Genomic DNA, 22,597 nt, shown 5'->3' with positions numbered 1-22,597 from the left:
ACCCGATGAGCGGATCGCTGGATCGGTTCGTGACGGCGCAGCAGGACGTGTATCAATCGGTGCTCGCCGAGCTGCGCCGCGGGCGCAAGACCAGCCACTGGATGTGGTTCGTCTTCCCGCAGATCGCCGGGCTAGGTCGCAGCGCCACCGCGCAGCATTATGCGATCGCGGATCGGGCCGAGGCGCGTGCCTATCTGGCGCATCCGCTGCTTGGGCCGCGGCTGGTCGAGGCGACGCAGGCGGTCACCGCCGCCACGGGCAGCGCTGAGGCGATCCTCGGCGGCATCGACGCGATCAAGCTGCGCTCGTCGATGACGCTGTTTGCCGCAGTGGCGGATGATCCGGCGCCGTTCGACGCGGCGCTCGCCCGCTTCTTCGCCGGCGAGCCAGACCCGGCGACGCTGGCGCTGATCAGCTGAGCGCGCCGAGCCGGGTGATGAGCGCCAGCGCGTCGGCGGCGGCATGGCCCGCGGCGGTATTGTCGTAGATCGTCCAGCTCGGGATGCCTTCGGCCCGCTCGGCGCCCACAGCCGCGGCATGGCCCGCGATCGCCGCCTCGTCATAGGCCGAGTAATAGATCCGTGGGCTGCCGTGGAGCCGGCGATAGGCGAGGCCCACCCAGCCACCGGTCGCGGCGGCCTCGGGCACCCGCGCCGGATCGGCCGCCACCCGCGCCACCCGATGCGCGACCAGGCATTGGTCCGCCTCGGCATCGAACCAGCTCGGGTGGCGCGGCTCGCAAACCAGCGCGCCGCCGAGGGTGGCCCCAGCCTGGGCAAGGAACTCGTCGGCTACGGCAGCGTCGAAGGCGAGGCTCGGCGGCAGCTGGACGACCAGCGGCCCGCGCTTGTCGGCCAAAGGCGCGATCTCCTCGGCAAACCGCGTCAGCAGCTCGCCGGTGTCGACCAGCCGGCGCTCATGGGTGATCGTCTTCGGCAGCTTGAGCGCGAAGCGGAAACCGGCGGGAACGCTCGCCGCCCAGCGCGCATAGGTCGCGGGCCGGTGCGGGCGATGGAAGCTCGAGTTGATCTCCACCGCGTCGAACACCGCGGCATAACGTTCGAGATGGCTGCCATCGCCGGGAAACACTTCCGCCAGCGCGGTCGGGATCGACCAGCCGGCGGTGCCGATCCGCGTGGCGGTCAGAACAGCCGGCCGCCGTTGGGCACAGGTTCGTTGGGCCCGATCAGCACCACCTTGCCATCCGCGTCGGGAAAGCCGAGCGTCAGCACCTCCGACATCACCGGGCCGATCTGGCGCGGCGGGAAATTGACCACCGCGGCGACCTGGCGGCCGACCAGATCGTCCGGCGTATAATGCTCGGTGATCTGCGCCGACGACCGCTTGATGCCGAGCGGCACGCCGAAATCGATGCGCAGCTTCAACGCCGGCTTGCGCGCCTCCGGAAACGGCTCGGCAGCGACGACAGTACCGACGCGGATATCCACCGCGAGGAAATCGTCGAAGCCGATGGGGGCGGCGGCATCGGCGGCGGGGTCATGCGTCGCGTGCATCAGAAATCGACATTGTCGTAATGCGCCGGCGGCCCGATCATCTCCATCCGCTCCGACAGCAGCGGGCGGAAACTCGGCCGGCTCTTGAGCCCGCGGTACCAGCGCGCCGTCTGGTCATGACCCTTCCAGTCGATCCCGCCGAGATAGTCGGCGACCGAGATCTGCGCCGCCGCGGCGAGATCGGCGAGGCTCATCGTCGCGCCGCCCAACCAGTTGCGGTGATCAAGCAGGTAATCGGTATAATCTAGATGGCTGACCGCGGCTTTCATCGCCTCGCGCAGCCCCTTGGCGTCGGGCGCGGCGCGATGCGCGAGCCGTTTCACCACCCGCTCGTGGAGCAGCGGCCCGGTGACGTCGCGGTAGAAATGGGTGTCGAACCAGGTGACGAGGCGGCGGATCTCGGCGCGGTTGGCGGCGGGGCCGTTGATCATCGCCGCCTTGTCGACGGTTTCCTCGAGATATTCGCAGATCGCCGCCGAATCGATCAGCGGCGCGCCGCTGCGCGAGGCATCGACCATCACCGGCGTCTCACCGGCGGGGTTCATGTCCATGAACTCGTCGCGCCGCTCCCAGGGCGATTCGCGCACCAGCTCATAGCCGACGCCCTTCTCGCCGAGCAGCAGGCGCACCTTGCGGCTGAACGGGCACAGGGGAAATTGGTAAAGATGCCACATGACGCCCTGTTAGGCGCAGCGTGGCGGCGATGCCAACCCTGTACCCGTCCTGCCCGTTCGCCCTGAGCCTGTCGAAAGGCATGCATCTCACAATGCGTCGCCAAGCTCAGCACGAACGGCAGCTTACTCCGCCGCGACCAGCTCCGCGGTGTCGTCGAGCGGATGGCTCTGGCGGCTGAGCATCTCCTTGGGCACCACCTGCCAGAACTGGCCGGCGACGCGTTCCCAATCGGCGAGCAGCCCGCGCGTCCACTTGCTGTCGGTCGCCGCCAGGTGGCGCTCGACCAGCGCGCGGAGCACGCCTTCCCAATGTGCCGAGGCGAGCCGCTGCCAGGTGATGTTCTCGGGGTTGGCGCGGGAGGCGAAATCGCCGTCGGGATCGTAGACGAAGGCCATCCCCCCGGTCATCCCCGCGCCGAAATTCTGGCCAACCTTGCCGAGGATCACCGCAACGCCGCCGGTCATATATTCGCAGCCGTTGGCGCCGCAGCCCTCGACCACCACGGTGGCGCCCGAGTTGCGCACCGCGAACCGCTCGCCCGCCTGCCCCGCCGCGAGCAAGGTGCCCGAGGTGGCGCCGTAGAGCACGGTATTGCCGAGGATGGTATTGTCCTGGCTGGCGAGCGGCGAGCTCACCGCGGGCCGGAGCACGATGATCCCGCCCGACAGGCCCTTGCCGACATAATCGTTGGCATCGCCGAACACCTCGAGGGTGATGCCCTTGCACATGAACGCGCCGAGGCTCTGCCCCGCCGAGCCGCGCAGCCGAATGGTGACATGGCCGTCGGCGAGCTTGGCCATGCCGAAGCGGCGGGTGATCTCGCTCGATAGCCGCGTGCCGACCGCGCGGTGGGTGTTGCGCACCGAATAAGTGAGCTGCATCTTCTCGCCGCGGCTGAACACCGCCGCGGAATCCTTGATGATCTGCGCGTCGAGGCTGTCAGGCACCTCGTTACGGAAGGTGCTCAACGAAAAGCGGCGCTCGGCGTCGGTCGCGTCGACCTTGGCGAGGATCGGGTTGAGGTCGAGATCGTCGAGATGCTCGGCGCCGCGGCTGACCTGGCGAAGCAATTCGGTGCGGCCGATCACCTCGTCGAGGCTCTTACAGCCGAGGCGGGCGAGGATGTCGCGCACCTCCTCGGCGATGAAGGTCATCAGGTTGATAACCTTTTCGGGCGTGCCGACGAACTTGTCGCGCATCGCCTGGTCCTGGGTGCAGATGCCGACCGGGCAGGTGTTGCTGTGGCACTGGCGGACCATGATGCAGCCCATCGCCACCAGGCTGAGCGTACCGATGCCATATTCCTCGGCGCCGAGGATCGCGGCGATGACGATGTCGCGACCGGTCTTCAAGCCACCATCGGCGCGCAACCGGATGCGGCCGCGCAGGCCGTTGAGGGTCAGCACCTGGTTGACCTCGCTGAGCCCCATCTCCCACGGCGTACCGGCATATTTGATGCTGGTCTGCGGCGACGCCCCGGTGCCGCCATTGTGGCCGGCGATCAGGATGACGTCGGCATGCGCCTTGGCGACGCCGGCGGCGACGGTGCCGATCCCGGCCGAGCTCACCAGCTTGACGCATACCCGCGCGCGCGGGTTGATCTGCTTGAGATCGTAGATGAGCTGGGCGAGATCCTCGATCGAGTAGATGTCGTGGTGCGGCGGCGGGCTGATCAGCGTCACGCCGGGGGTTGCGTGGCGCAACTTGGCGATGAACTCGGTGACCTTGAAGCCGGGCAGCTGGCCGCCCTCGCCGGGCTTGGCGCCCTGCGCGACCTTGATCTCGATCTCCTCGCAGGCGTTAAGATATTCGGCGGTGACGCCGAACCGGCCGCTGGCGATCTGCTTGATTGTCGAATTGGCGTTGTCGCCATTGTCGTAGGGGCGATAGCGCTTCTTGTCCTCGCCGCCCTCGCCCGACACCGCCTTGGCGCCGATCCGGTTCATCGCGATCGCCAGCGTCTCATGCGCCTCGGGGCTGAGCGCGCCCAGCGACATGCCCGGGGTCACGAAACGCTTGCGGATCTCGGTGATCGCCTCGACCTGATCGACCGCGACGCCCTCGTTGGGGAAGTTGAACTGGAGCAGGTCGCGCAGATAGACCGGCGGCAGATCGGCGACGCCGCGGCTGAACTGCAGGTAGCTGGTGTAGCTGTCGGTCGACACCGCGGTCTGCAGCAGGTGCATCAGCTGCGCGGAAAAGGCGTGCGTCTCGCCGGTGTGGCGCTGGCGATAGAAACCGCCGACCGGCAGCCGCGCCACCGCCTCGTCGAACGCCGCCTCGTGGCGAACCATCGCCGAATAATGCAGCGAGGCATAACCCTCGCCCGAGATCTTGGCGGGCATGCCCGGGAACAGGTCGTTGACGAGGCTGCGGCTCAACCCGACCGCCTCGAAATTATAGCCGCCGCGGTAGGAGGAGATCACCGCAATCCCCATCTTGCTCATGATCTTGAGCAAGCCGTCCTCGATCGCAGTGCGGTGCCGCTTGAGGCATTCGGCAAGCGACAGATCGCCGAACAAACCCCGCGCCTGGCGATCGACGATCGCGGCCTCGGCGAGATAGGCGTTCACCGTGGTCGCGCCGACGCCGATCAGCACCGCATAATAATGGGTGTCTAGGCATTCGCCGCTGCGCACGTTGATCGACGCATAGGAGCGCAGGCCGCGGCGGACGAGATGGGTGTGCACCGCGGCGACCGCGAGCACCCCGGCGATGGCGACGCGGTCCGGGCCGACGGCCTCGTCGGTGAGGAACAGCTCGCTCTTGCCCTGGCGGACGGCTTGTTCCGCCTCCTGGCGGATGCGCGCGATCGCCTCGCGCAATTTCTCGGGACCGCCGTCCGCCTCGAAGGTGCAGTCGATCTCGGTGACGCTGGTGGCGAAATGCGCCTTCAGCCGCGCCCAATGCTCGCCGGTCAGCACCGGCGATTCGAGCACCAGCACGCGGTCGCGCTGGTCCTGGGTATCGAGGATGTTGGCGAGATTGCCGAACCGCGTCTTGAGGCTCATCACATAGCGTTCGCGCAGGCTGTCGATCGGCGGGTTGGTCACCTGGCTGAAGTTCTGGCGGAAGAACTGGCTGATCAGCCGCGGCTTGTCCGAGATCACCGCGAGCGGCGTGTCGTCGCCCATCGAGCCGACCGCTTCCTTGGCGGATTCGGCCATCGGGCTGAGGATCAGCTCCATGTCCTCGAGCGTCTGCCCGGCGGCGACCTGGCGGCGGGCGAGCTCAGCGCGATCGTAGCGCACGACGCTGTCGTCGGGTGCCTCGGGCAGGTCGTCGAGCGTGTGGAAGGCGCCGATCATCGCGGCATAGTCATGCTCGGCGGCGATCCGGTTCTTGATCTGGCGATCGTCGAGCACGCGGCCTTGGTCGAGATCGACCGCGATCATCTGCCCCGGCCCGAGCCGGCCCTTAGCGACGATGGTGCTCTCCGGCACCACGACCATGCCGCTCTCCGAGCCGACGATCAGCAGCCCGTCGGAAGTGCGGGTGTAGCGCAACGGCCGCAGCGCGTTGCGGTCCATCCCCGCCACCGCCCAGCGGCCATCGGTCATCGCCAGCGCCGCCGGGCCGTCCCACGGCTCCATCACGCTCGCGAGGTAATTGTACATCGCGGCGTGATCGGCGGGGGTGTCGTCGCTCATCGCCTCGGGCACCAGCATCAGCTTGGCGGTCGGCGCGTCGCGTCCCGAGCGGCAGATCGTCTCGAACACCGCGTCGAGCGCCGCGGTGTCTGAGGCGCCGGCGGGGATCACCGGCTTGATGTCTTCCGAATGCTCGCCGAACGCGAGGCTCGCCATGCGGATTTCGTGGCTGAGCATCCAGTTCTTGTTGCCGCGAATGGTGTTGATCTCGCCGTTATGAGCGAGGCAGCGGAACGGCTGCGCCAGCCACCATTGCGGGAAGGTGTTGGTCGAATAACGCTGGTGGAAGATCGCGACGCGGGATTCGAAGCGCTGGTCCTGAAGATCGGGGTAGAAGACCGACAGCGATTCCGCGAGGAACAGGCCCTTGTAGACGATCGAGCGGCACGACAGCGAGCAGATGTAGAAGCCCTGGATCTGTGCGGCGATGACGCGCTTCTCGATCCGGCGGCGAACCAGGTAGAGGTTCTTCTCGAACTCTGCCGCCGTCACCTCGTCGGGCAGCGGCCCGGCAATCATGATCTGCTCGATCTCGGGCCGGGTGGTCTGCGCCTTGAGGCCGATCACCGAGACGTCGACCGGCACCTGCCGCCAGCCGTAGATCGTATAGCCCGCCTCGATGATCGCGGATTCGACAATCGTCCGGCAGCTCTCCTGCGCGCCGAGATCGGTGCGCGGCAGGAAGATCATGCCGACCGCGAGCCGGTTCGGCAGCACCTTGTGCCCCGAGGCGACCACGGCATCGTCGAAGAAGCGATGCGGCAGATCGATGTGGAGGCCCGCGCCATCGCCCGTCTTGCCATCGGCGTCGACCGCGCCGCGGTGCCACACCGCCTTCAGCGCATCGATCGCCGACTGGACGACGCGGCGCGAGCCCTTGCCGTCGGTCGCGGCGACCAGCCCGACGCCGCAGGCATCGGATTCCATATCGGGGCGGTACATGCCTTCTTCGGCGAGGCGGGCGCGTTGATCGATCATGCGAACACTTCCTTCTGCTCGGCATTCAGCCGAGGGACGGGTCCCGGCACGCAGGACCCCGCTTGCTTCACGCGGTGACGAGCGAGCGCTCGGTCTTCACCCCGGCCTTGGCACGCGCCTTCAGCCATTTGTGCATGGTGCCGGCGACGTCACGGCCATCGCGGATCGCCCACACCACCAAGCTCGCGCCGCGGACGATGTCGCCCGCCGCGAACACGCCGTCGAGGCTGGTCATCAGCGTCTTGCCATCGACCAGCACCGTGCCCCAGCGGCTCACCCCCAGCTCGGGCGCGCCGAACAGCGCCGGCAGATCCTCGGCGTCGAAGCCCAGCGCCTTGATCACCAGATCGGCGTGGAGGGTGAAGTCGCCGGCGGGATCGGGCTCGGGGGCGCGGCGGCCGCTCGCATCGGGGGTGCCGAGCCTCATCTTGCGCGCGCGCACCGTGCCGTCGTCGTCGAACGCCGCGGGCGCCGAGAGCCAGACGAACTCCGCGCCTTCCTCCTCGGCATTGCCAACCTCGCGCTGCGAGCCCGGCATGTTGGCGCGATCGCGGCGATAGAGGCACTTCACGCTCGCGGCACCCTGGCGGATCGCGGTGCGCACGCAGTCCATCGCGGTGTCGCCGCCGCCGATCACCACGACATGCTTGCCTTCGGCGTTGAGCTGCCCGTCGTCGAACGTCGGCACGGCATCGCCAAAGCTCTTGCGGTTGGAGGCGATCAGATAATCGAGCGCGGCAACGCTGCGGCCCTGATCGGCGTTGCCGTTCGAGCCGGGCAGGTCGAGCGCCCGGGCGCGGTAGACGCCGGTGGCGATCAGCAGCGCATCGTGGCGGCGGCGCAATTCGTCGAGCTTGGCGTCCTCGCCCACCGCGAAGCCTTCGTGGAAGACGATCCCGCCGGCCTTGAGGCGATCGACCCGGCGGGTGACGATATGCTTCTCGAGCTTGAACCCCGGGATGCCATAGGTCAGCAACCCGCCGGCGCGGTCGTGGCGATCGTAGACATGAACCTCATAGCCCTGCCCGCGGAGGTATTCGGCGGCGGTGAGCCCCGCCGGCCCGGCGCCGATCACGCCGACCGATTGGCCGCGCGCCGGGCCCGCCACCAGCGGCTCCACCCAGCCATTGTCCCACGCGCTGTCGGTGATGAACTTCTCGACCGAACCGATCGTCACCGCGCCATGGCCGGTGAACTCGATCACGCAATTGCCCTCGCACAACCGATCCTGCGGGCAGATGCGGCCGCAGATTTCGGGCATCGTCGAGGTCGCGTTGCTGAGCTCATAGGCCTCGCGCAGCCGTCCTTCCGCCGTGAGCCGCAGCCAGTCGGGGATATGGTTGTGCAGCGGGCAATGTACCGAGCAATAAGGCACGCCGCATTGCGAGCAGCGACCGGCTTGGTCCTCGGCAGTCGGCACGGCATAACGCTCGGCGATCTCGCGGAAATCCTCGGCGCGCATCTCGGGCTCGCGCTTGGCCGGATAGGCCTGCTCCCGCGAAACGAACTTGAGCATTGAATCGTGCGCCATACAGCCTCCGTAGCTCGCCGCTACGCAGGTTGCATGGCTTTGTCACGCATTAAACCGCGTTTATGTCAGCAGTGTTGACCCACTTAGCTGTTCAGAGCGGCTCGCCGAACGCCATATGCGCGAACTTAGCGAAGTTATGGCCCGTTGCGGCCCTATAATGATAGCAGCCAGATGATCGCCGCGCCGCCAGCGACGATCCGATAGAAGGCAAACGGGACGAAGCCGACGCGCGTGACCACGCCGACGAACCATTTGACGACCAGCAAGGCGACGATGAACGCGACCAGGAAGCCGATCCCGATGGCGCCAAGCCCGACGCCCTGCCCGCTCAGCAGCTCGTGGCGGTTCTTGACCAGCTCGAGCGCGGTGGCGCCGAGCATGGTCGGGATGGCGAGGAAGAAGCTGAACTCGGCTGCGGTGCGCCGCTCCACCCCGAGCGACAGCGCACCGAGGATGGTCGCGCCCGAGCGGCTGACCCCCGGCACCATCGCCAGGCACTGGATGAAGCCGATCCCGAGGACCTTGGGCAGCGGGATGTCGGCGACACCGACAATGTCGCTCTTGGGCGCGAGCCGCTCGACGATGATGATCGCGATGCCGCCGACCACCAGCGCCACCGATACAACCATCGCGTTGCCGAGCAGCGCCTCGATATGCTTGTGGATGGCCAGGCCGATCACCGCGGCGGGGAGAAAGGCGACGAGCAGGTTGCGCACGAAGCGGATCGAGGTGGGATCGCGCTTGAGCAGCCCCGAGCCGACCGCCCAGAAGGTGCGCCAATACAGCACCACGATGGCGAGGATCGCGCCTAGCTGGATGACGATGTTGAACACCTCCCACTTCGCCGCGTCATAGCCGAGCAGCTTGGTGGCGAGGATGAGATGGCCGGTGGAGGAGACGGGCAGGAATTCGGTGACCCCCTCGACGATGCCGAGGAGGATGACGGTGAGCAGATCCATGGAATTCCGTTCCGATCAGGCGGCAAGGGTTTCGGTGCGGCGCCCGAAGCGGCCCGACCGGCGAAAGCGGACCAGCCAATCGGGCGCGACGCTGGCCAGCGGGGTGGGCGTGACGCCGAGCGCGGCCAGCCCTTCGGCACCGGCGGCGACGACATTGTCCTGCTGCAGCATCAGCCACTGATCCTTGGTGATCGGCGCGCCCGGCAGTCGCGCGAGCAGCGCGCCGAGGCCGTCGGGCAGGTTGACGATCGACGGCGAGCGGCCGAGCGCAGTCGCGATCCAGTGGATGATCTCGCCCATGCTCATCACATCGGGGCCGCCGAGCTCGACGGTGTGCCCTGCGAACGCCGGATCCGCCGCCGCGACCGCCACCGCATCGCCGACATCGCCTGCGAACACCGGCTGGAACTTCACGCCCGCGCGCAGCACCGGCACCACGGGCGCCTTGGCGACCATCCCGGCGAAGCGGTTGATGAACTGATCCTCGCGGCCGAACACGATCGACGGGCGGATGATCACCGCACCAGGAAAGGCCGCGCGCACCGCCGCCTCGCCGCGGCCCTTGGAGCTGCCATAGGCCGAGACGGCACCCGCGTCGGCGCCGATCGCCGACAGATGCACCAGCGTGGTCACGCCGGCCGCCGCGGCGGCCTTGGCGACGGTTTCCGCGCCGCCGACGTGGATCCGCTCGAAATCGCCCGCGAGCACGCCGACCAGGTTGATGACGATATCGGCACCGGCAAGGGCACGCGCGATCGTCTCGGGCTTGGTCACGTCCGCGGCGACGAACTGCGACTGGCCGAGGCCGCCCTGCGTCCGCAGATACCAGGCATGACGCGGATCGCGCTCGGCGATCCGCATCCGCGCGCCACTGCGCAGCAGCGCCCGCACCACATAGCGCCCGAGGAAGCCACCGCCCCCGATCACCGTCACCAGTTTGTCCTTCATCGTCCGGCCTTTTCGCTCGCTTTGATCGCGCCACCGCCCTTGCCCCGCGAAAGGCGTGTTGACAAGCATCCCGACCCTCCCCTAGAGGCGCCGGCCTACCCCGTGCCCAGATGGCGGAATTGGTAGACGCACCAGCTTCAGGTGCTGGCGATCGCAAGGTCGTGGAGGTTCGAGTCCTCTTCTGGGCACCATTTTTCTTAGGCTCTCGAAAGCCTAGGAACAGCGTCGAGCCAGGGCGTCGGCGAGCGCCCTGCACCAGGCAGCCCTCAGCGCATCGTCCGTATGGCATGCGAGACAATTCGCTCGCACAGCGCGTGGGTGTCGTACAGGTCCGCGGCTGCGGTCGCCCTTCCCTCGCGAACGCCAGCAAGGAAATCGGCGCACATCGCCTCGAAGCCGCGCTGGCGCGCGACGGGCGTCCAGTCGCCGCGCCGCGAGACGCGTTCGGCGCCATCCGCCTCCACTCGTTCGGACAGGTTGAGCACTGCTCGTTTGGCGTCGCCACCGACGACATCGAGCTGCTCCTCGTCCAGCCCCGAGCGGCGGTTCATGGTACCGATGGCGTGAAAGCCCTCCCCTGCCAGCGTGAGCATCACGCTCTCCAGCATGCCGCCGGCGGTGACGACATCGATCTGCTCGCGATCGATCTTCGCCGGCGCAAGGAAGCGCAGCGTGTCGGCGACATGGATGAAATCGTCAAAGATCACCCGGCGTGGGCCGTCCGGGTGAGCGCGGCGGTGCTTGTGCATCGCCAGCAAGCTGCGCGGGGCGTGGCGAAGCGCCGCATAATCGGGTGCGAAGCGGCGGTTGAAGCCGACGGCAAGCAAGCGGCTGCAGCCGATCGCGCGATCGATCAGCCTGGCCGCCTCGTCGAGATTGTCCGCCAGCGGCTTGTCGACGAGCACGGGGATGTCGCGGGCAAGCAACGTCTCCACCAGCGCGGGATGCGCCACCGTTGCCGCGTGGACGAACGCCGCGTCGTAGCAGGCTGCGGCCAGCGCGTCGTCGAGGCTGGTGTAGCGATGCGGGATCCGATGCGCCGCGCCGACCTCGTCGAGCGTGGCGCGATGGCGGGTGGCGAGATGGAGCTCGAGGCCGGGCATCGTCGCGAGGATCGGCAGATAGGCCTTGCGGGCGATGTCCCCCAGGCCGACGACCAGAATGCGCATGTGGAAACCCTTTATCGAATACCCGCCAGCCACGAGCGGCAGCGCTATGCGCCGATAAAGGCGATTCCTGCTACATTGGTCCGCTGATAGGTCGTCGCGAGCCGACCATCGGCAATGATGTTCAGCCGGGCGATGGTACCCGAGCGCTGGTTGGCAACCAGCATCATGCCCTGATCTTCGAGCAGCACGACCAGCCGCGGCCAGTTGCCGCCACTGTCGATATGCTGAAGCAGCCGCAAGTCACCGTCCGCGTCGACGGCGAACACCGCGACGCTGTTATGGCCGCGGTTGGACACGTAGAGCCGGGTGCCGGCACGGTTGAGTGAGATGTGCGCCGCGGCGGAGTCGCCATGGAAGGCTGTGGGCAGCGTCGACACCACGCCACGCGCCGCGAAGGTGCCATCTGCCCGGCTGCGCAGGATCGTCACCGTGTTGGCGAGCTCCGCGACCAGATAGGCGACCGGCAGCCGGGGGTGGCGCGCGAGGTGACGCGGCCCCGATCCGGCGACTGCGTTATAGGCGATCGAGGTGTGGGTGACGGTGCCGGTCGCGGCATCGAGATGATGCGCAAAGATGGCATCGGCGCCGAGATCGACCGAATGGAGCCGCGTGCCGTTAGCGGCAAAACCCACCCAATGCGCATGAGGCCCCGCCTGCCGCTCGCTGTTCGGGCCGCGGCCCTCGTGGCGCACCAGTTGCGCATCACCTTGCGGCAGCCCCGCGCGATCAAGCCGCCACAGCGCGACGCTGCCGCTCGAATAATTGGCGACGGCGAGCATCGTCCCGTCCGAACTGAGCGCCGCATGGCAGGGATCGGCGCCAAGCGTCGGCCGTCTGGCGAGTTGCCGGAAGGCACCGTCATAGACGCCGAGTCCGCCCTGGGTCTGTTCGTCGACCAGATAATGGATGCCGCGCCGCGCGCTCTTCACCCCGAACGACGCATTGCCGATCCGGGCGATCGCTGCGCCCGCGACGACGCCATTGGCACCGACCTTGAGCGAAACGAGCCCTGGGCCGCCTTCATTGGCATAGGTGCCGCCGATCAGCGTCGGCGCGGGCGCCGCCGCCACGGCAGTGGGGAGCGCACCAAGCGCCAGCGCGCCGCCGACAAAGCTTCGCCGGGTGGGTATCGAGGAGTTGTCCATGGTCATGACCTCTTGAACCGTGCGCCGTCGGCCGCGTCAACATCGCCATGGTCGTACGGGCCGCTTACCGTAGCTTGCCTCGGCAAAGTCGCCTGCTAAGCTGACATCGATGATACCAATTCAACACCGGGGAATGTGGATGAGCGGACGGACAGACTGGTGTGCCTATGCCTTGATGCTGGCCGCGCTGCCGCTCCTCGCCACCGTTGCGCCGACCCCGCTGGCCGCCGAGCCGGTCACCCTGCCCGCGCTCTATCCTGCGCCCGTATCGATCACGCTCGGCAGCGGCGCAATCCCGCTCGGCGCGGACGTGGTGCTGATAGCGGCGCCCGGCGTCGAACCCGGCACGACGGCGCTGGTGCGCGACATCCTCGCCGCCGCGGGGGTGGATTCGATCACCACCGCGCAGCGGGTGCCGGCGGTGTTCGATCGTCCGTACATCCTGCTTGGCACCGGCGACGCTCCGCTTATACGCGATGCGCTGGCGCGCAGCGGCACGGTGCGCGACGGCCATGCCGAAGGCTATACCATAGCCGGCATCAAGAGTGGCCGTGGCGGCCTCATCACCCTTGCCGGCGCGGATGCCGATGGCCTGTTCCACGCCGCGCAGACCTTCCGCCAACTTGCGCAGCGCGCCGCCTTCCCGGCGGTGACGATCCAGGATCACCCGGCGATGCCGATCCGCGGCACGATTGAGGGCTTCTACGGCGCGCCATGGACGATGGCCGATCGCACCAAGCATCTCGACTTCCTCGCCAGCGTGAAGGCGAACACCTATGTCTACAGCCCCAAGGACGACCCCTTTGCGCGCGATCGCTGGCGCGATCCCTACCCCGCCGCGACGCTGAGCGCGCTCGGCGCACTCGAGAAGACCGCACGCGCCGATCACGTCGACTTCGTCTATGCGGTGTCGCCGGGCCCCTCGATCTGCTTTTCCGATCCCGCCGACGTCGCCGCGCTCAAGCGCAAGTTCGCCGCGTTGCGCTCGATCGGCGTCGACAGCTTCTATGTCGCGCTCGACGACATCGAATATACCAAGTGGAATTGCGACAAGGACAAAACCAGCTTCGGCCCGCCGGGCGCGGCGGCAGCCGGCGTCGCCCAGGCGCAGCTGCTCAACGCGGTGCAGGCGGACCTGCTTGCGCAGTACCGCGCGTCGCGGCCGCTGATCATGGTGCCGACCGAATATTACGACGCCAAGGAAAGCCCGTACAAGGCAGCGCTGCGCGCGCATCTCGACCCGCGGATCGTGGTGCAATGGACCGGCACCGACGTGGTGCCGCCCGCGATCTCGGTGCCCGATGCCAAGGCCGCGACCAAAGCGTTCGGGCGCAAGACGCTGCTGTGGGACAATTATCCGGTCAACGATTACACCCAGTCAGCCGGCCGATTGCTCGTCGCGCCCTATGCGCGGCGCGAGGCGGGCCTGTCGGGGGAACTGACCGGCATCCTGGCGAACCCGATGAACCAGGAAGCGCCAAGCCGCATCGCGGTGACCGGGGTCGCGGCCTTCGCCTGGAACGATCAGGGCTATGATGCCGATCGCACCTGGCGGGCCGCGGCACGGACGATGGCGGGCGGCGACGCGCGGGCGACCGCCGCGCTGCTCACCCTGTTCGACACCCAGCATCTCGCGCCGACCTTCGGCAGCCAGCCGTGGCAGGAGCAGGCACCCGAGCTGAAAGCGCTGCTCGACCACGTCCGCGGGGCGATCGCCGACGGCGACGAGGCCGCGCGCCAGGACGCGCTCGCAGCGCTGGCCGGCCGCGCCGACGAGATCGCCGGCGCACCCGACATCATCCGCGCCGGCGCGGTCGACCCCGCCTTTGCCGATCAGGCACGCCCCTGGCTGGACGCGATGCAATTGTGGGGCCGCGCCCTGCAGCTGTCCGCCGCAGGCCTCGGTGCGGCCGATGATGGCAGCGCCGCCGCGGCACGCTATTTCGCCGATGCCAAGCAGCTCGCGGCCAAGGCGGCGGCGGTCCAGACGATCCCCGGCGCGACCCGGTTCGGCGGCCCGGTCAAGCTCGCCGACGGCGTGCTCGACCGGTTCATCGCCGACGCCCCGACGCTGATCGTGGCGGACCACCGCTGAGCCTGGAACTTTCGCCCACGGAAGCCCGGCGGATCGCGCTGACCGCCGGGGGCTTCAACGGCCGCGAGCGCGAGCGGCCGGTCGATGCGACACGGCTGCGCCGCGCCATCGCCCAGCTCGGACTGCTCCAGATCGACAGCGTCAACGTGCTGGTCCGCGCCCATTATCTGCCGCTGTTCTCGCGGCTCGGCGGCTATGATCGCGCGCTGCTCGACGGGATCATGGCCGAGCGGCCAAAGCGGTTCTTCGAATATTGGGGGCATGAGGCATCGCTGTTGCCGGTCACCAGCCAACCGCTGCTGCGCTGGCGGATGGCCCAGGCGCGCGCCGGCGAGGGGATCTGGCGACAACTCGCGCCCTTTGCCGGCTCTCGCCGCGCCGAAGCCGATGCGCTGCTCGCCCGCATCGCCGCGGACGGGCCGATCGCCGCCTCCGATCTCGCCGGCGCCAAGGCGGCCAAGGGCATGTGGGTGTGGAGCGAGGGCAAGCATGCGCTCGAATGGCTGTTCTGGGCCGGCCTCGTTGCCTCGCCGCATCGGCGCAGCACGTTTGAGCGCGTCTATGACCTGCCCGAACGGGTGCTGCCGCGCGCCATCCTCGACACGCCGACGCCAAGCGACGACGATGCCCGCCGCGCGCTGCTCGGCTTGGCAGCGCGGGCGCTCGGCATCGCCACCGCCGGCGATCTGCGTGACTATTACCGGCTGTCACCCGCCGATGTGCCGCGCCTGATCGCGCAGCTCGTCGAGGCCGGGACGATCGTCCCCGCGCGCGTGCGCGGCTGGCGCCAGCCGGCCTATCTGCACCGCGACGCGCGCGCCGGACGCCGGATCACCGGCGCGGCGCTGCTATCGCCGTTCGATCCGCTGGTCTGGCACCGCGAGCGCACCGAACGCCTGTTCGGCTTCCGCTACCGGCTCGAGATCTACACCCCCGCCCCGTTGCGCGAGCACGGCTATTACGTGCTCCCATTCCTGCTTGACGGTGCGCTGGTGGCCCGGGTCGACCTCAAGGCGGATCGCAAGCGCGCGGTGCTGATCGTGCAGCAGGCCAGCGTCGAGCCAACTGCGCCCGGCCATACCATCGCGTCGCTGGGCGAGGAGCTAGCGCGGCTCGCAGGCTGGCTTGGCCTGACGCTGGAGCCGCAATGGGATCGCGCGCTGCGCTGTTGATCGACACCAAGTTGCATGCACCCGCTTGCCTCCGCTAGACAGGTCTCGGCTGCAATGCTTCACGGCAGGGCAGCCGATAGATCGCGCTGGTGCCCCTGACGGGGCTTAAAAGGGAATGCGGTGCGGGCCTCCATGGCCCAGTGCCGCGGCTGTCCCTGCAACTGTAAGCGGTGAGTGCGATACGGATCGCCTGCCTCCAACCGAGAGGCAGGCAGCCACTGGGCCGGACGTCGAAGCGGACGAGGCCTGGGAAGGCCCTGTATCGTCACGTCGACCCGCAAGCCAGGAGACCTGCCGGCGTCTGGTCGCTCTTGCTTTGGCCCAGGGGATGGTCGGGGCACGGTTTGTCCGTCTGAGCGACGACCGAGCGGCGGGGGTCGCATCGGTTCGTGTCGGCGGGCGCTGGGAGGCGTCGGCCCGCTGACGCGCGCCGACCGGTAGCAGCGGAGATCCCCGTCCATGATCGCGTGACGCTGGACGGGAACGACCATGAACAACGTAATGACACTATTGGCTTGCCTGGCGGCGAGCGGCATCGCCGGGGCCGCGCAGGCGCAAACCACCGACAAGACGCCGCCGCCGGCCGACGACATCGTCGTATTCGGCCGGGGCGAGGCCAAGATCGGCGTCGCCCATGCCGCCAGCGAGGGCACGGTGGCCGGTGCCGACCTGCTGGTGCGACCGCTGCTGCGCGTCGCCGAGCTGATCGAGGCGGTGCCCGGCCTGGTCGCCGCCCAGCACTCGGGCAGCGGCAAGGCCAATCAATATTTCCTCCGCGGGTTCAACCTCGATCACGGATCGGACTTCACCACCTATGTCGACGGCGTGCAGATGAACCTGCGCACCCATGGCCACGGTCAGGGCTATCTTGATCTCAACGGGCTCATCCCCGAGATCGTCGCCCGCGAGGATTTCCGCAAAGGCCCCTATCGTGCCAACGGCGGCGACTTTGCGCTGGCCGGCGCCGCCTATATGACCACCATCGACCGCTTCGACGCGCCATGGCTGTCGATCGAGGGCGGCTCCTACCATTATGGCCGGATCGCCGCTGGCGGCACGATCGATGGCGTCGGCGACGGCACGCTGACCCTGGTCGGGCAGGCCAAGATCTATGACGGCCCCTGGCAGGAACCCGAGCATCTGCGCCATCTGTCGGGCTTCGCCAAATATACTAGGTCTGCCGGCGCCGGGCAGATCGAGGCGTCGCTCAATGCCTATCGCGCGACCTGGCGGCCGACCGAGCAGATCCCCGAGCGGATCACCGGCACCGATGTCTGCCCGGACGTGTTCTGCTCGCCTGATCCAAGCGCGCGCGGCGAGACGACGCGGCTGATCGGCAACGTGCTGGTGCGCCAACCGGGCTGGAAAGCGAATGTCTATGGCCAGTTCTACGACTGGTCGATGTACTCCAATCCGACCTACACCGATCCCGACGGTACCAGCGCGCAGATTTACCAGTTCGACCGGCGCTGGATCGTCGGCGCGCGCGGCGACAAGCAGTGGACGCTGTCACCGGACCTGACGCTCTCCGTCGGCACCGAGGAGCGTTATGATCATATCGGCAGCGTCGGCGTCGCGCGGACCAGCGATCGGACGTTCCTCGCCTCGCTCGGCCGCTACCATGTCGAGGAAGCCTCGGCGGCGCTGTACGGCGAAGCGACCTGGACGCCGCTCGCCGGGCTGCGCCTGACCGGCGGCGCGCGCGGCGACTATTATCATTATGCGGTGCGCGCGCGGGACGCGGCCGCCACCGCGGCGGGCACCGGCAGCGGCAGCGATGCCATCCTCTCGCCCAAGGCCTCGGTCGCCTACACGCCGGCGCCGTGGCTCGAACTCTACGGCAATTGGGGCCGCGGTTTTCATTCCAACGACGTCCGCGGCGCGGTGAACGTCGACACGCCGGTGCCGGTGCTGGTGCGCGGCGACGGCCGCGAGCTCGGCGCGCGCTGGCAGTGGCACGGGCTGTCGCTCACCGCGACCTACTGGTGGCTGGATGTCGACAGCGAGCTGCGCTTCGTCGGCGATACCAACGCGGTGGAGCCGACCGGCGCGAGCAAACGCCACGGCTATGAGCTGGTCGGGTTCTGGCGCCCGCTGCCGTGGCTGGCGCTCGACGGCAACTACACCGCCAGCCATTCGCGCTACGATAATGGCGATCGCATCCCCAATGCATTTGAGAACGCCGCCTCGGCGGGTGTCGCGCTGGTGCAAAGTCCTTGGCAGGCGAGCCTGCGAGTGCGCCATCTCGGGCCCTATCCGCTGATCGAGGACAATAGCGTGCGCGATCCCGGCAGCACCGTCGTCAACCTGCGCGGCGCGCGCAAGATCGGCCGGTTCGAGATTTACGGCGAAGTGCTCAACCTGCTCGACAGCCGCGACAAGGACATCGCTTATTATTACGAGTCCTACATCCCGTTGGTCGACACGGCGGGTCCAGTCGAGGGGCGCCTCAGCCGCGTTGTCGAACCGCGCACGGTGCGCATGGGCGCCCGGGTGAACTTCTAGCTCGAGAGCGGCTGTCGGCGTCGGCATTGGTGATGCCGGCAGCCGCTATTCCGAGCAATGGTTCGTCACAAAACCCGAGGGTGTGCGTTGTCGTGGCTCATCATCAGAGTGCCTCATCATCGTGCCCAGCCCCACCATCGCCGATCGTTCTTCCGTGCTCGAAGCCAACCGTACCCTCAAGATGGCAAGATCAGCCCACGCCTATGTGCGCGGCAACACTGCCCTGTTCTACCAGTGGCTAGCCGCCTCACCGGCGGCGCGCCGGGTGCCGGAGGGGCCACCGATCTGGATCTGCGGCGATTGCCACCTCGGCAATCTCGGGCCGCTGGCGGATGGCGACGGTCGGGTCGAGATCCAGATCCGCGACCTCGATCAGGCCGTGATCGGCAATCCCGCGCATGATCTCATCCGGCTCGGCCTGTCGCTGGCGACCGCGGCGCGCGGGTCGGATCTCCCCGGCGTCACCACCGCGCACATGATCGAGGAGATGGTCGAGGGTTATGCCGCGGCGATGGTCGATCCCGAGGGCGGTACCGGGCCCGAACCCGATGCGGTGAGGGCGGTGCGGCGCCGCGCGCTCGGCCGGCGCTGGCGCCACCTGGCGCGCGAACGGCTGGATGCGGTCGACCCGCGGATCAAGATCGGCCGCAAGTTCTGGGCGCTGAGCGAGGACGAGCGCGAGCAGCTCCAGGCGATCTTCGCGGATGCCGAGGTTGGCAGGATGATCCTGTCGCTCGATCACAAGGACGCATCCCGCACTGTCCGCCTCGCCGACGCGGCCTATTGGATGAAGGGGTGCAGCTCGCTCGGGCTGCTACGCTATGCCGCGATCGCCCGGCTCGAGAATGCCAAGGGCAGATCCGATTACGCGCTGATCGATCTCAAGCAGGCGGTGGCGCCGATCGCACCGAGCGCCAAGGGGGCCAACATGCCCACTGACGGCGCCGAACGCGTGGTCGCGGCGGCGCGGGCGCTGTCGCCGCATCTTGGCGAGCGGATGATGGCGGTGAAGATGCTCGACCGATCGCTGTTCATCCGCGAGCTCGCCCCGCAGGACCTCAAGCTCGAGATCGATCAGTTCAGCGAAAAGCAGGCGGTGCGCGCCGCCCGCTATCTCGCCTTCGTGGTCGGCAAGGCGCATGCGCGGCAGATGGACGACAGCAATCGTCGTGCCTGGGCCGCGGTGCTGGACACCGATCGCCGCGGCCTCATCGATGCGCCGACCTGGCTGTGGGAGAGCGTGGTCTCGCTCGCCGGCAGCCATGAGGCCGGCTATCTCGACCATTGTCGTCGCTACGCCTTGGCCAGCGCCGCGGCCTGACGGCCCCGGCTTGGCGCGGCGTTAAGTATGGCGCTCGAGGCCTCGAGCGGAACCGAATGGGTGCTGGGTCGATATAGCCGGGGCGCTGATAGAGCGCATGGGGCCCACCCGACGGTCGGGCCGAGCAAAGGTGGAGCGAACAATGGCACGATCAGCGGAAAAGCGCGGCAAGGACGAGACCGCTGCGGCGGAGAAGAAGGTCAAGGCGACCGGCAAGCCCGCGGCCGGTGCGCGCGGCGGCATCACTGCGCCGGTGACGCCATCGGCCGAGCTTTCCGAGATCGTCGGCAAGAAGGACCTGCCGCGCAGCGAGGTCGTGAAGAAGGTGTGGGAATACATCAAGAAGCACGACCTGCAGGATGCCAAGGACCGCCGCCAGATTAACGCGGACGACAATCTCGAGAAAATCTTCGGCAAGAAGTCGGCGAGCATGTTCGAGATGAACAAGTATCTCAGCGCGCATCTCACCGCGAAGAAGGACTGATCACCTTCGCCCTGCCGCAAGGCGGGGCGATGGCGGGGCGCGGGGCGCCTATTGCGGCCGCAAGGTGCCGGGCAACAGCTCGGCGCCCGCTGTCGTGAGTACTATTCACCGCTTCCCGCGGCGGTCGCCAAACCGTGCTAACCTACGGCAACCTCAGGAACTCCGCCCGACGCTGGTGCTTTTAGGACGGAGGCAGGGCCGTGGCCGGCGACAAAGCGCTTGTCGTCGCTGCGTGGCCGTCATGATCAGGTAGCGGCACGCGTGCGGCAATGAATTACCGAGGGCCCTATCGCCTTCGGGCGGACGAAAAGCCGATGCTCACGGTGCAGCATCCCGAAGATGCCATCATCCGCGTCACGCGCTCATGCATCTGCGGCTCCGACCTGCATCTATACCACGGCATGGTGCCCGGTACGCGGGTGAGGATGACCTTCGACCACGAGTTCTGCGGCATCTTCGAACAGGTCGGCCCTTAGGTGCGCAACCTCAAGCCCGGCGATCACGTGCTGGTGCCGTTCAACATCGCCTGCGGCAAATGCCATTTCTGCCAGCAGGGCCTGTTCGGCAACTGCCATGGATCGAACGCGCAGGGGACCGCGGTGGGCGGCATCCAGCGCGGCGACACGGTGGTGGTGTTCGGCGCCGGCCCGGTGGGGCTGATGGCGGCGCGCCCGGCCTGGCTGTTCGGCGCCGGCCGGGTGATCGTGATCGACCATATCGACTATCGGCTCGAGTTCGCGCGGACCTTCGGCCCGGCCGAGGTCTACAACTCTCGCGAGATCGACGACATGGTCGTGTTCCTCAAGAAGCAGACCGATGCGCTCGGCCCCGACGTGTGCATCGACGCGGTCGGCGGCGATGCCGCCGGGAGCGCGCTGCAGACGCTGATCCGCACCAAGCTCAAGCTCGAGGCCGGCAACGCGATCGCGCTCCATTGGGCGATCAACTCGGTGAAGAAGGGCGGGATGGCGGACGCCTATCATCTGTTCTCGGCGAAGCTCGACGGCTGCATCAAGCCGGTGCTGCTGCCCAACGGCGCTTGAAGGAACAACGACCATGAGCAACCAACTGGTCGATCCCGCCGCCTTCCCCGGCTGGGGCGTCGACGCCGACACGGGCAACAACCCGACCTATCCGATGCGGCATATCGAGGACCAGACCCGCGGGATGAGCTGGGAGCGCCCGGCGCTGCAGCAGCCCGATGTCGAGATCCTGCGCTCGATCGAATACAACCGGCTGCCCGCGGTGGTCGGCACCTCGACGCCGCCCAAAGGGCTAAGCGGCATGATCCGCCGCTATGCGTTCCGGCGCAGCGAATCCGACTGGTGGCATTGGCTGCTGCTGATGGGTGCGGACCGGATCAACGTGGTGGAAGGCGTGGTGGAGGATCTCGCCGCCGGCACGCTGCCCAACATCCCCGCCGAAATGGGCATCCGGGCCGAGTGGCAGCATAACAAGCAGGGGCTCGCGAAGAAGATCGGCGTCGCCGCTGCGGTGTCGCTCGGCGCCTATCTGCTGCTCCGCCGCAGGCAGCCCGCGACGGTCGAGGCCCCGCAGCCGCTGCTCCGCGGCCCGACCACCACCCGCGGTGTCAGCGAGACCGCGCTCAGCGAACGGCTGCGCGGCGCCGCGCGCGGCCGGACGACGCCGGCCACCTTGCCTGGCCGCTGAGCGTAGCGGCGGGCGGGAGCGGCGCGCGAGTCGCGTCGCGCGCGACGACGCGCTACATCGGCGGCCCCATGGCCCCGGCACGTTCGCGACACTCCCGCCCCCGAGGCCGCCATCGCCGCGCGCGCGGGCGAGCATCATCCGAGCATTGGCTGTTGCTGCTCGGAGCGGCGATCGCCGCCGCGCTGATCGCAGGCTCGATCACCCGCCTGCCATGGTCGCCGCATACCGCCGAACGCCACCGCCCGCTGACCATGGCGGAGGCACGCGCATCCAACGCCCTGGTGCCGATCGTCGCCGATGCGCTCACGCCGGCGAAGCGCTTCCGGTTCGACGGCGGCCCCGCGTCACGCGAACAGGCGATCGAGTGCCTCGCGCTCGTCGCCAAATATGAGGCGGGCGACGATCGGAACGGCCAACGCGCGGTGATCCAGGTGGTGCTCAACCGCGTCCGCAGCCCGGGATTTCCCAAGACGGTGTGCGGCGTGGTCTATCAGGGTTCTGATCGCACCACCGGTTGCCAATTCTCCTTCACTTGCGACGGCTCGCTGGCGCGGCGTCCCGAGCATGACGGCTGGGCACAGGCGCGCCAGGCGGCACGGCGCGCGATCAACGGCTATGTCTATGCGCCGGTAGGACAGGCGACGCATTACCACACCGACTGGATGGTGCCCTATTGGCGCCCGTCGCTCGACAAGGTTGCGCAGATCGACTCGCACATCTTCTACCAGCGCCACGCGTCGCATCCGGCCGCCCCGGCGGCGCCGCCGGGCGGCTCCTGAG

The 22,597-nt window shown here is 68.2% G+C and carries 19 protein-coding genes, 1 tRNA gene and 1 riboswitch; of the genes, 11 read left to right on the top strand and 9 right to left on the bottom strand.

Features of this window, described 5'->3' with window-relative positions:
• The first annotated feature begins 5 nt into the window (after positions 1-5).
• Positions 6-419, top strand: coding sequence for a DUF1810 domain-containing protein (locus AC07M8_RS06940; RefSeq protein ID WP_495173628.1), 414 nt, complete (start codon positions 6-8; stop codon positions 417-419).
• On the opposite strand, the gene AC07M8_RS06935 is transcribed toward AC07M8_RS06940, so the two are convergent.
• The 7 genes from AC07M8_RS06935 to AC07M8_RS06905 form a co-directional block, all read right to left on the bottom strand.
• On the bottom strand, positions 412-1,131 hold the full coding sequence (locus AC07M8_RS06935; protein WP_495173785.1) for a DUF72 domain-containing protein: 720 nt from the start codon (positions 1,129-1,131) through the stop codon (positions 412-414). The genes AC07M8_RS06940 and AC07M8_RS06935 overlap by 8 nt on opposite strands.
• Positions 1,132-1,142: 11 nt before the next feature.
• A complete protein-coding gene (locus AC07M8_RS06930; protein WP_495173627.1) occupies positions 1,143-1,514 on the bottom strand; it encodes a tRNA-binding protein in 372 nt (123 codons plus the stop codon).
• The gene (locus AC07M8_RS06925; protein ID WP_495173626.1) at positions 1,514-2,188 is read right to left on the bottom strand and encodes a glutathione S-transferase family protein; all 675 of its coding nucleotides are present in this window, start codon (positions 2,186-2,188) and stop codon (positions 1,514-1,516) included. The genes AC07M8_RS06930 and AC07M8_RS06925 overlap by 1 nt, the downstream gene beginning before the upstream one ends.
• Before the next feature lie 123 nt (positions 2,189-2,311).
• Positions 2,312-6,817 (bottom strand): glutamate synthase large subunit, encoded by a 4,506-nt coding sequence (gene gltB / locus AC07M8_RS06920; RefSeq protein WP_495173625.1) that lies wholly within the window; start codon positions 6,815-6,817, stop codon positions 2,312-2,314.
• Positions 6,818-6,884: 67 nt separating this feature from the next.
• The gene (locus tag AC07M8_RS06915) at positions 6,885-8,348 is read right to left on the bottom strand and encodes an NAD(P)-dependent oxidoreductase (RefSeq protein WP_495173624.1); all 1,464 of its coding nucleotides are present in this window, start codon (positions 8,346-8,348) and stop codon (positions 6,885-6,887) included.
• Positions 8,349-8,500: 152 nt separating this feature from the next.
• Positions 8,501-9,307 carry an undecaprenyl-diphosphate phosphatase gene (locus tag AC07M8_RS06910; RefSeq protein ID WP_495173623.1) on the bottom strand — a complete coding sequence of 269 codons (807 nt, stop codon included), beginning with the start codon at positions 9,305-9,307 and terminating at the stop codon, positions 8,501-8,503.
• A gap of 15 nt (positions 9,308-9,322) precedes the next feature.
• Positions 9,323-10,255: a complex I NDUFA9 subunit family protein gene (locus AC07M8_RS06905; protein ID WP_495173622.1), complete on the bottom strand. Its 933-nt coding sequence runs from the start codon at positions 10,253-10,255 to the stop codon at positions 9,323-9,325.
• A 104-nt stretch (positions 10,256-10,359) separates the two neighbouring features.
• On the opposite strand from AC07M8_RS06905, the gene AC07M8_RS06900 reads away from it, so the two are divergent.
• Positions 10,360-10,446: transfer RNA gene (locus tag AC07M8_RS06900), tRNA-Leu, on the top strand.
• A 75-nt stretch (positions 10,447-10,521) separates the two neighbouring features.
• On the opposite strand, the gene AC07M8_RS06895 is transcribed toward AC07M8_RS06900, so the two are convergent.
• Positions 10,522-11,424: a Gfo/Idh/MocA family protein gene (locus tag AC07M8_RS06895; protein ID WP_495173621.1), complete on the bottom strand. Its 903-nt coding sequence runs from the start codon at positions 11,422-11,424 to the stop codon at positions 10,522-10,524.
• A 44-nt stretch (positions 11,425-11,468) separates the two neighbouring features.
• Positions 11,469-12,575: a lactonase family protein gene (locus AC07M8_RS06890; protein ID WP_495173620.1), complete on the bottom strand. Its 1,107-nt coding sequence runs from the start codon at positions 12,573-12,575 to the stop codon at positions 11,469-11,471.
• Between the two features lie 133 nt (positions 12,576-12,708).
• Between AC07M8_RS06890 and AC07M8_RS06885 the strand changes: the two genes are divergently transcribed.
• The 9 genes from AC07M8_RS06885 to AC07M8_RS06845 all read left to right on the top strand — a co-directional run bounded on the left by AC07M8_RS06885 (position 12,709) and on the right by AC07M8_RS06845 (position 22,596).
• A complete protein-coding gene (locus tag AC07M8_RS06885; RefSeq protein ID WP_495173619.1) occupies positions 12,709-14,664 on the top strand; it encodes a glycoside hydrolase family 84 protein in 1,956 nt (651 codons plus the stop codon).
• Positions 14,661-15,836 carry a winged helix-turn-helix domain-containing protein gene (locus AC07M8_RS06880; protein ID WP_495173784.1) on the top strand — a complete coding sequence of 392 codons (1,176 nt, stop codon included), beginning with the start codon at positions 14,661-14,663 and terminating at the stop codon, positions 15,834-15,836. The genes AC07M8_RS06885 and AC07M8_RS06880 overlap by 4 nt, the downstream gene beginning before the upstream one ends.
• 70 nt (positions 15,837-15,906) lie before the next feature.
• Positions 15,907-16,149, top strand: a riboswitch (cobalamin riboswitch).
• Positions 16,150-16,325: 176 nt separating this feature from the next.
• Positions 16,326-18,341, top strand: coding sequence for a TonB-dependent receptor (locus AC07M8_RS06875; protein ID WP_495173618.1), 2,016 nt, complete (start codon positions 16,326-16,328; stop codon positions 18,339-18,341).
• A 121-nt stretch (positions 18,342-18,462) separates the two neighbouring features.
• A complete protein-coding gene (locus tag AC07M8_RS06870; protein ID WP_495173617.1) occupies positions 18,463-19,662 on the top strand; it encodes a DUF2252 family protein in 1,200 nt (399 codons plus the stop codon).
• A 142-nt stretch (positions 19,663-19,804) separates the two neighbouring features.
• Positions 19,805-20,146, top strand: a complete 342-nt coding sequence (locus AC07M8_RS06865) for an SWIB/MDM2 domain-containing protein (protein ID WP_267395447.1) — start codon at positions 19,805-19,807, stop codon at positions 20,144-20,146.
• A 314-nt stretch (positions 20,147-20,460) separates the two neighbouring features.
• Entirely contained in the window at positions 20,461-20,622 is a 162-nt protein-coding gene (locus AC07M8_RS06860; RefSeq protein WP_495173616.1) for an alcohol dehydrogenase catalytic domain-containing protein, read from the top strand.
• Complete coding sequence (locus tag AC07M8_RS06855; protein ID WP_495173615.1) at positions 20,623-21,189, top strand: zinc-binding dehydrogenase; 567 nt, start codon at positions 20,623-20,625, stop codon at positions 21,187-21,189.
• A 13-nt stretch (positions 21,190-21,202) separates the two neighbouring features.
• Positions 21,203-21,817, top strand: coding sequence for a hypothetical protein (locus tag AC07M8_RS06850; protein WP_495173614.1), 615 nt, complete (start codon positions 21,203-21,205; stop codon positions 21,815-21,817).
• 152 nt (positions 21,818-21,969) lie between these two features.
• Positions 21,970-22,596 (top strand): cell wall hydrolase, encoded by a 627-nt coding sequence (locus AC07M8_RS06845; RefSeq protein ID WP_495173613.1) that lies wholly within the window; start codon positions 21,970-21,972, stop codon positions 22,594-22,596.
• The last annotated feature ends 1 nt before the right edge of the window (position 22,597 follow it).

The organism is Sphingomonas sp. GW821-FHT09E03, from assembly GCF_059416225.1.
This window is presented reverse-complemented; position numbering and strand designations above follow the sequence as displayed.

Coding starts and splice junctions, on each gene's coding strand:
- AC07M8_RS06895 (WP_495173621.1), bottom strand. CDS start 11,424: ATGCGCATTCTGGTCGTCGGCCTGGGGGACATCGCCCGCAAGGCCTAT.
- AC07M8_RS06915 (WP_495173624.1), bottom strand. CDS start 8,348: ATGGCGCACGATTCAATGCTCAAGTTCGTTTCGCGGGAGCAGGCCTAT.
- AC07M8_RS06925 (WP_495173626.1), bottom strand. CDS start 2,188: ATGTGGCATCTTTACCAATTTCCCCTGTGCCCGTTCAGCCGCAAGGTG.
- AC07M8_RS06890 (WP_495173620.1), bottom strand. CDS start 12,575: ATGACCATGGACAACTCCTCGATACCCACCCGGCGAAGCTTTGTCGGC.
- AC07M8_RS06910 (WP_495173623.1), bottom strand. CDS start 9,307: ATGGATCTGCTCACCGTCATCCTCCTCGGCATCGTCGAGGGGGTCACC.
- gltB (WP_495173625.1), bottom strand. CDS start 6,817: ATGATCGATCAACGCGCCCGCCTCGCCGAAGAAGGCATGTACCGCCCC.
- AC07M8_RS06865 (WP_267395447.1), top strand. CDS start 19,805: ATGGCACGATCAGCGGAAAAGCGCGGCAAGGACGAGACCGCTGCGGCG.
- AC07M8_RS06885 (WP_495173619.1), top strand. CDS start 12,709: ATGAGCGGACGGACAGACTGGTGTGCCTATGCCTTGATGCTGGCCGCG.
- AC07M8_RS06860 (WP_495173616.1), top strand. CDS start 20,461: ATGCTCACGGTGCAGCATCCCGAAGATGCCATCATCCGCGTCACGCGC.
- AC07M8_RS06940 (WP_495173628.1), top strand. CDS start 6: ATGAGCGGATCGCTGGATCGGTTCGTGACGGCGCAGCAGGACGTGTAT.
- AC07M8_RS06850 (WP_495173614.1), top strand. CDS start 21,203: ATGAGCAACCAACTGGTCGATCCCGCCGCCTTCCCCGGCTGGGGCGTC.
- AC07M8_RS06930 (WP_495173627.1), bottom strand. CDS start 1,514: ATGCACGCGACGCATGACCCCGCCGCCGATGCCGCCGCCCCCATCGGC.
- AC07M8_RS06905 (WP_495173622.1), bottom strand. CDS start 10,255: ATGAAGGACAAACTGGTGACGGTGATCGGGGGCGGTGGCTTCCTCGGG.
- AC07M8_RS06875 (WP_495173618.1), top strand. CDS start 16,326: ATGAACAACGTAATGACACTATTGGCTTGCCTGGCGGCGAGCGGCATC.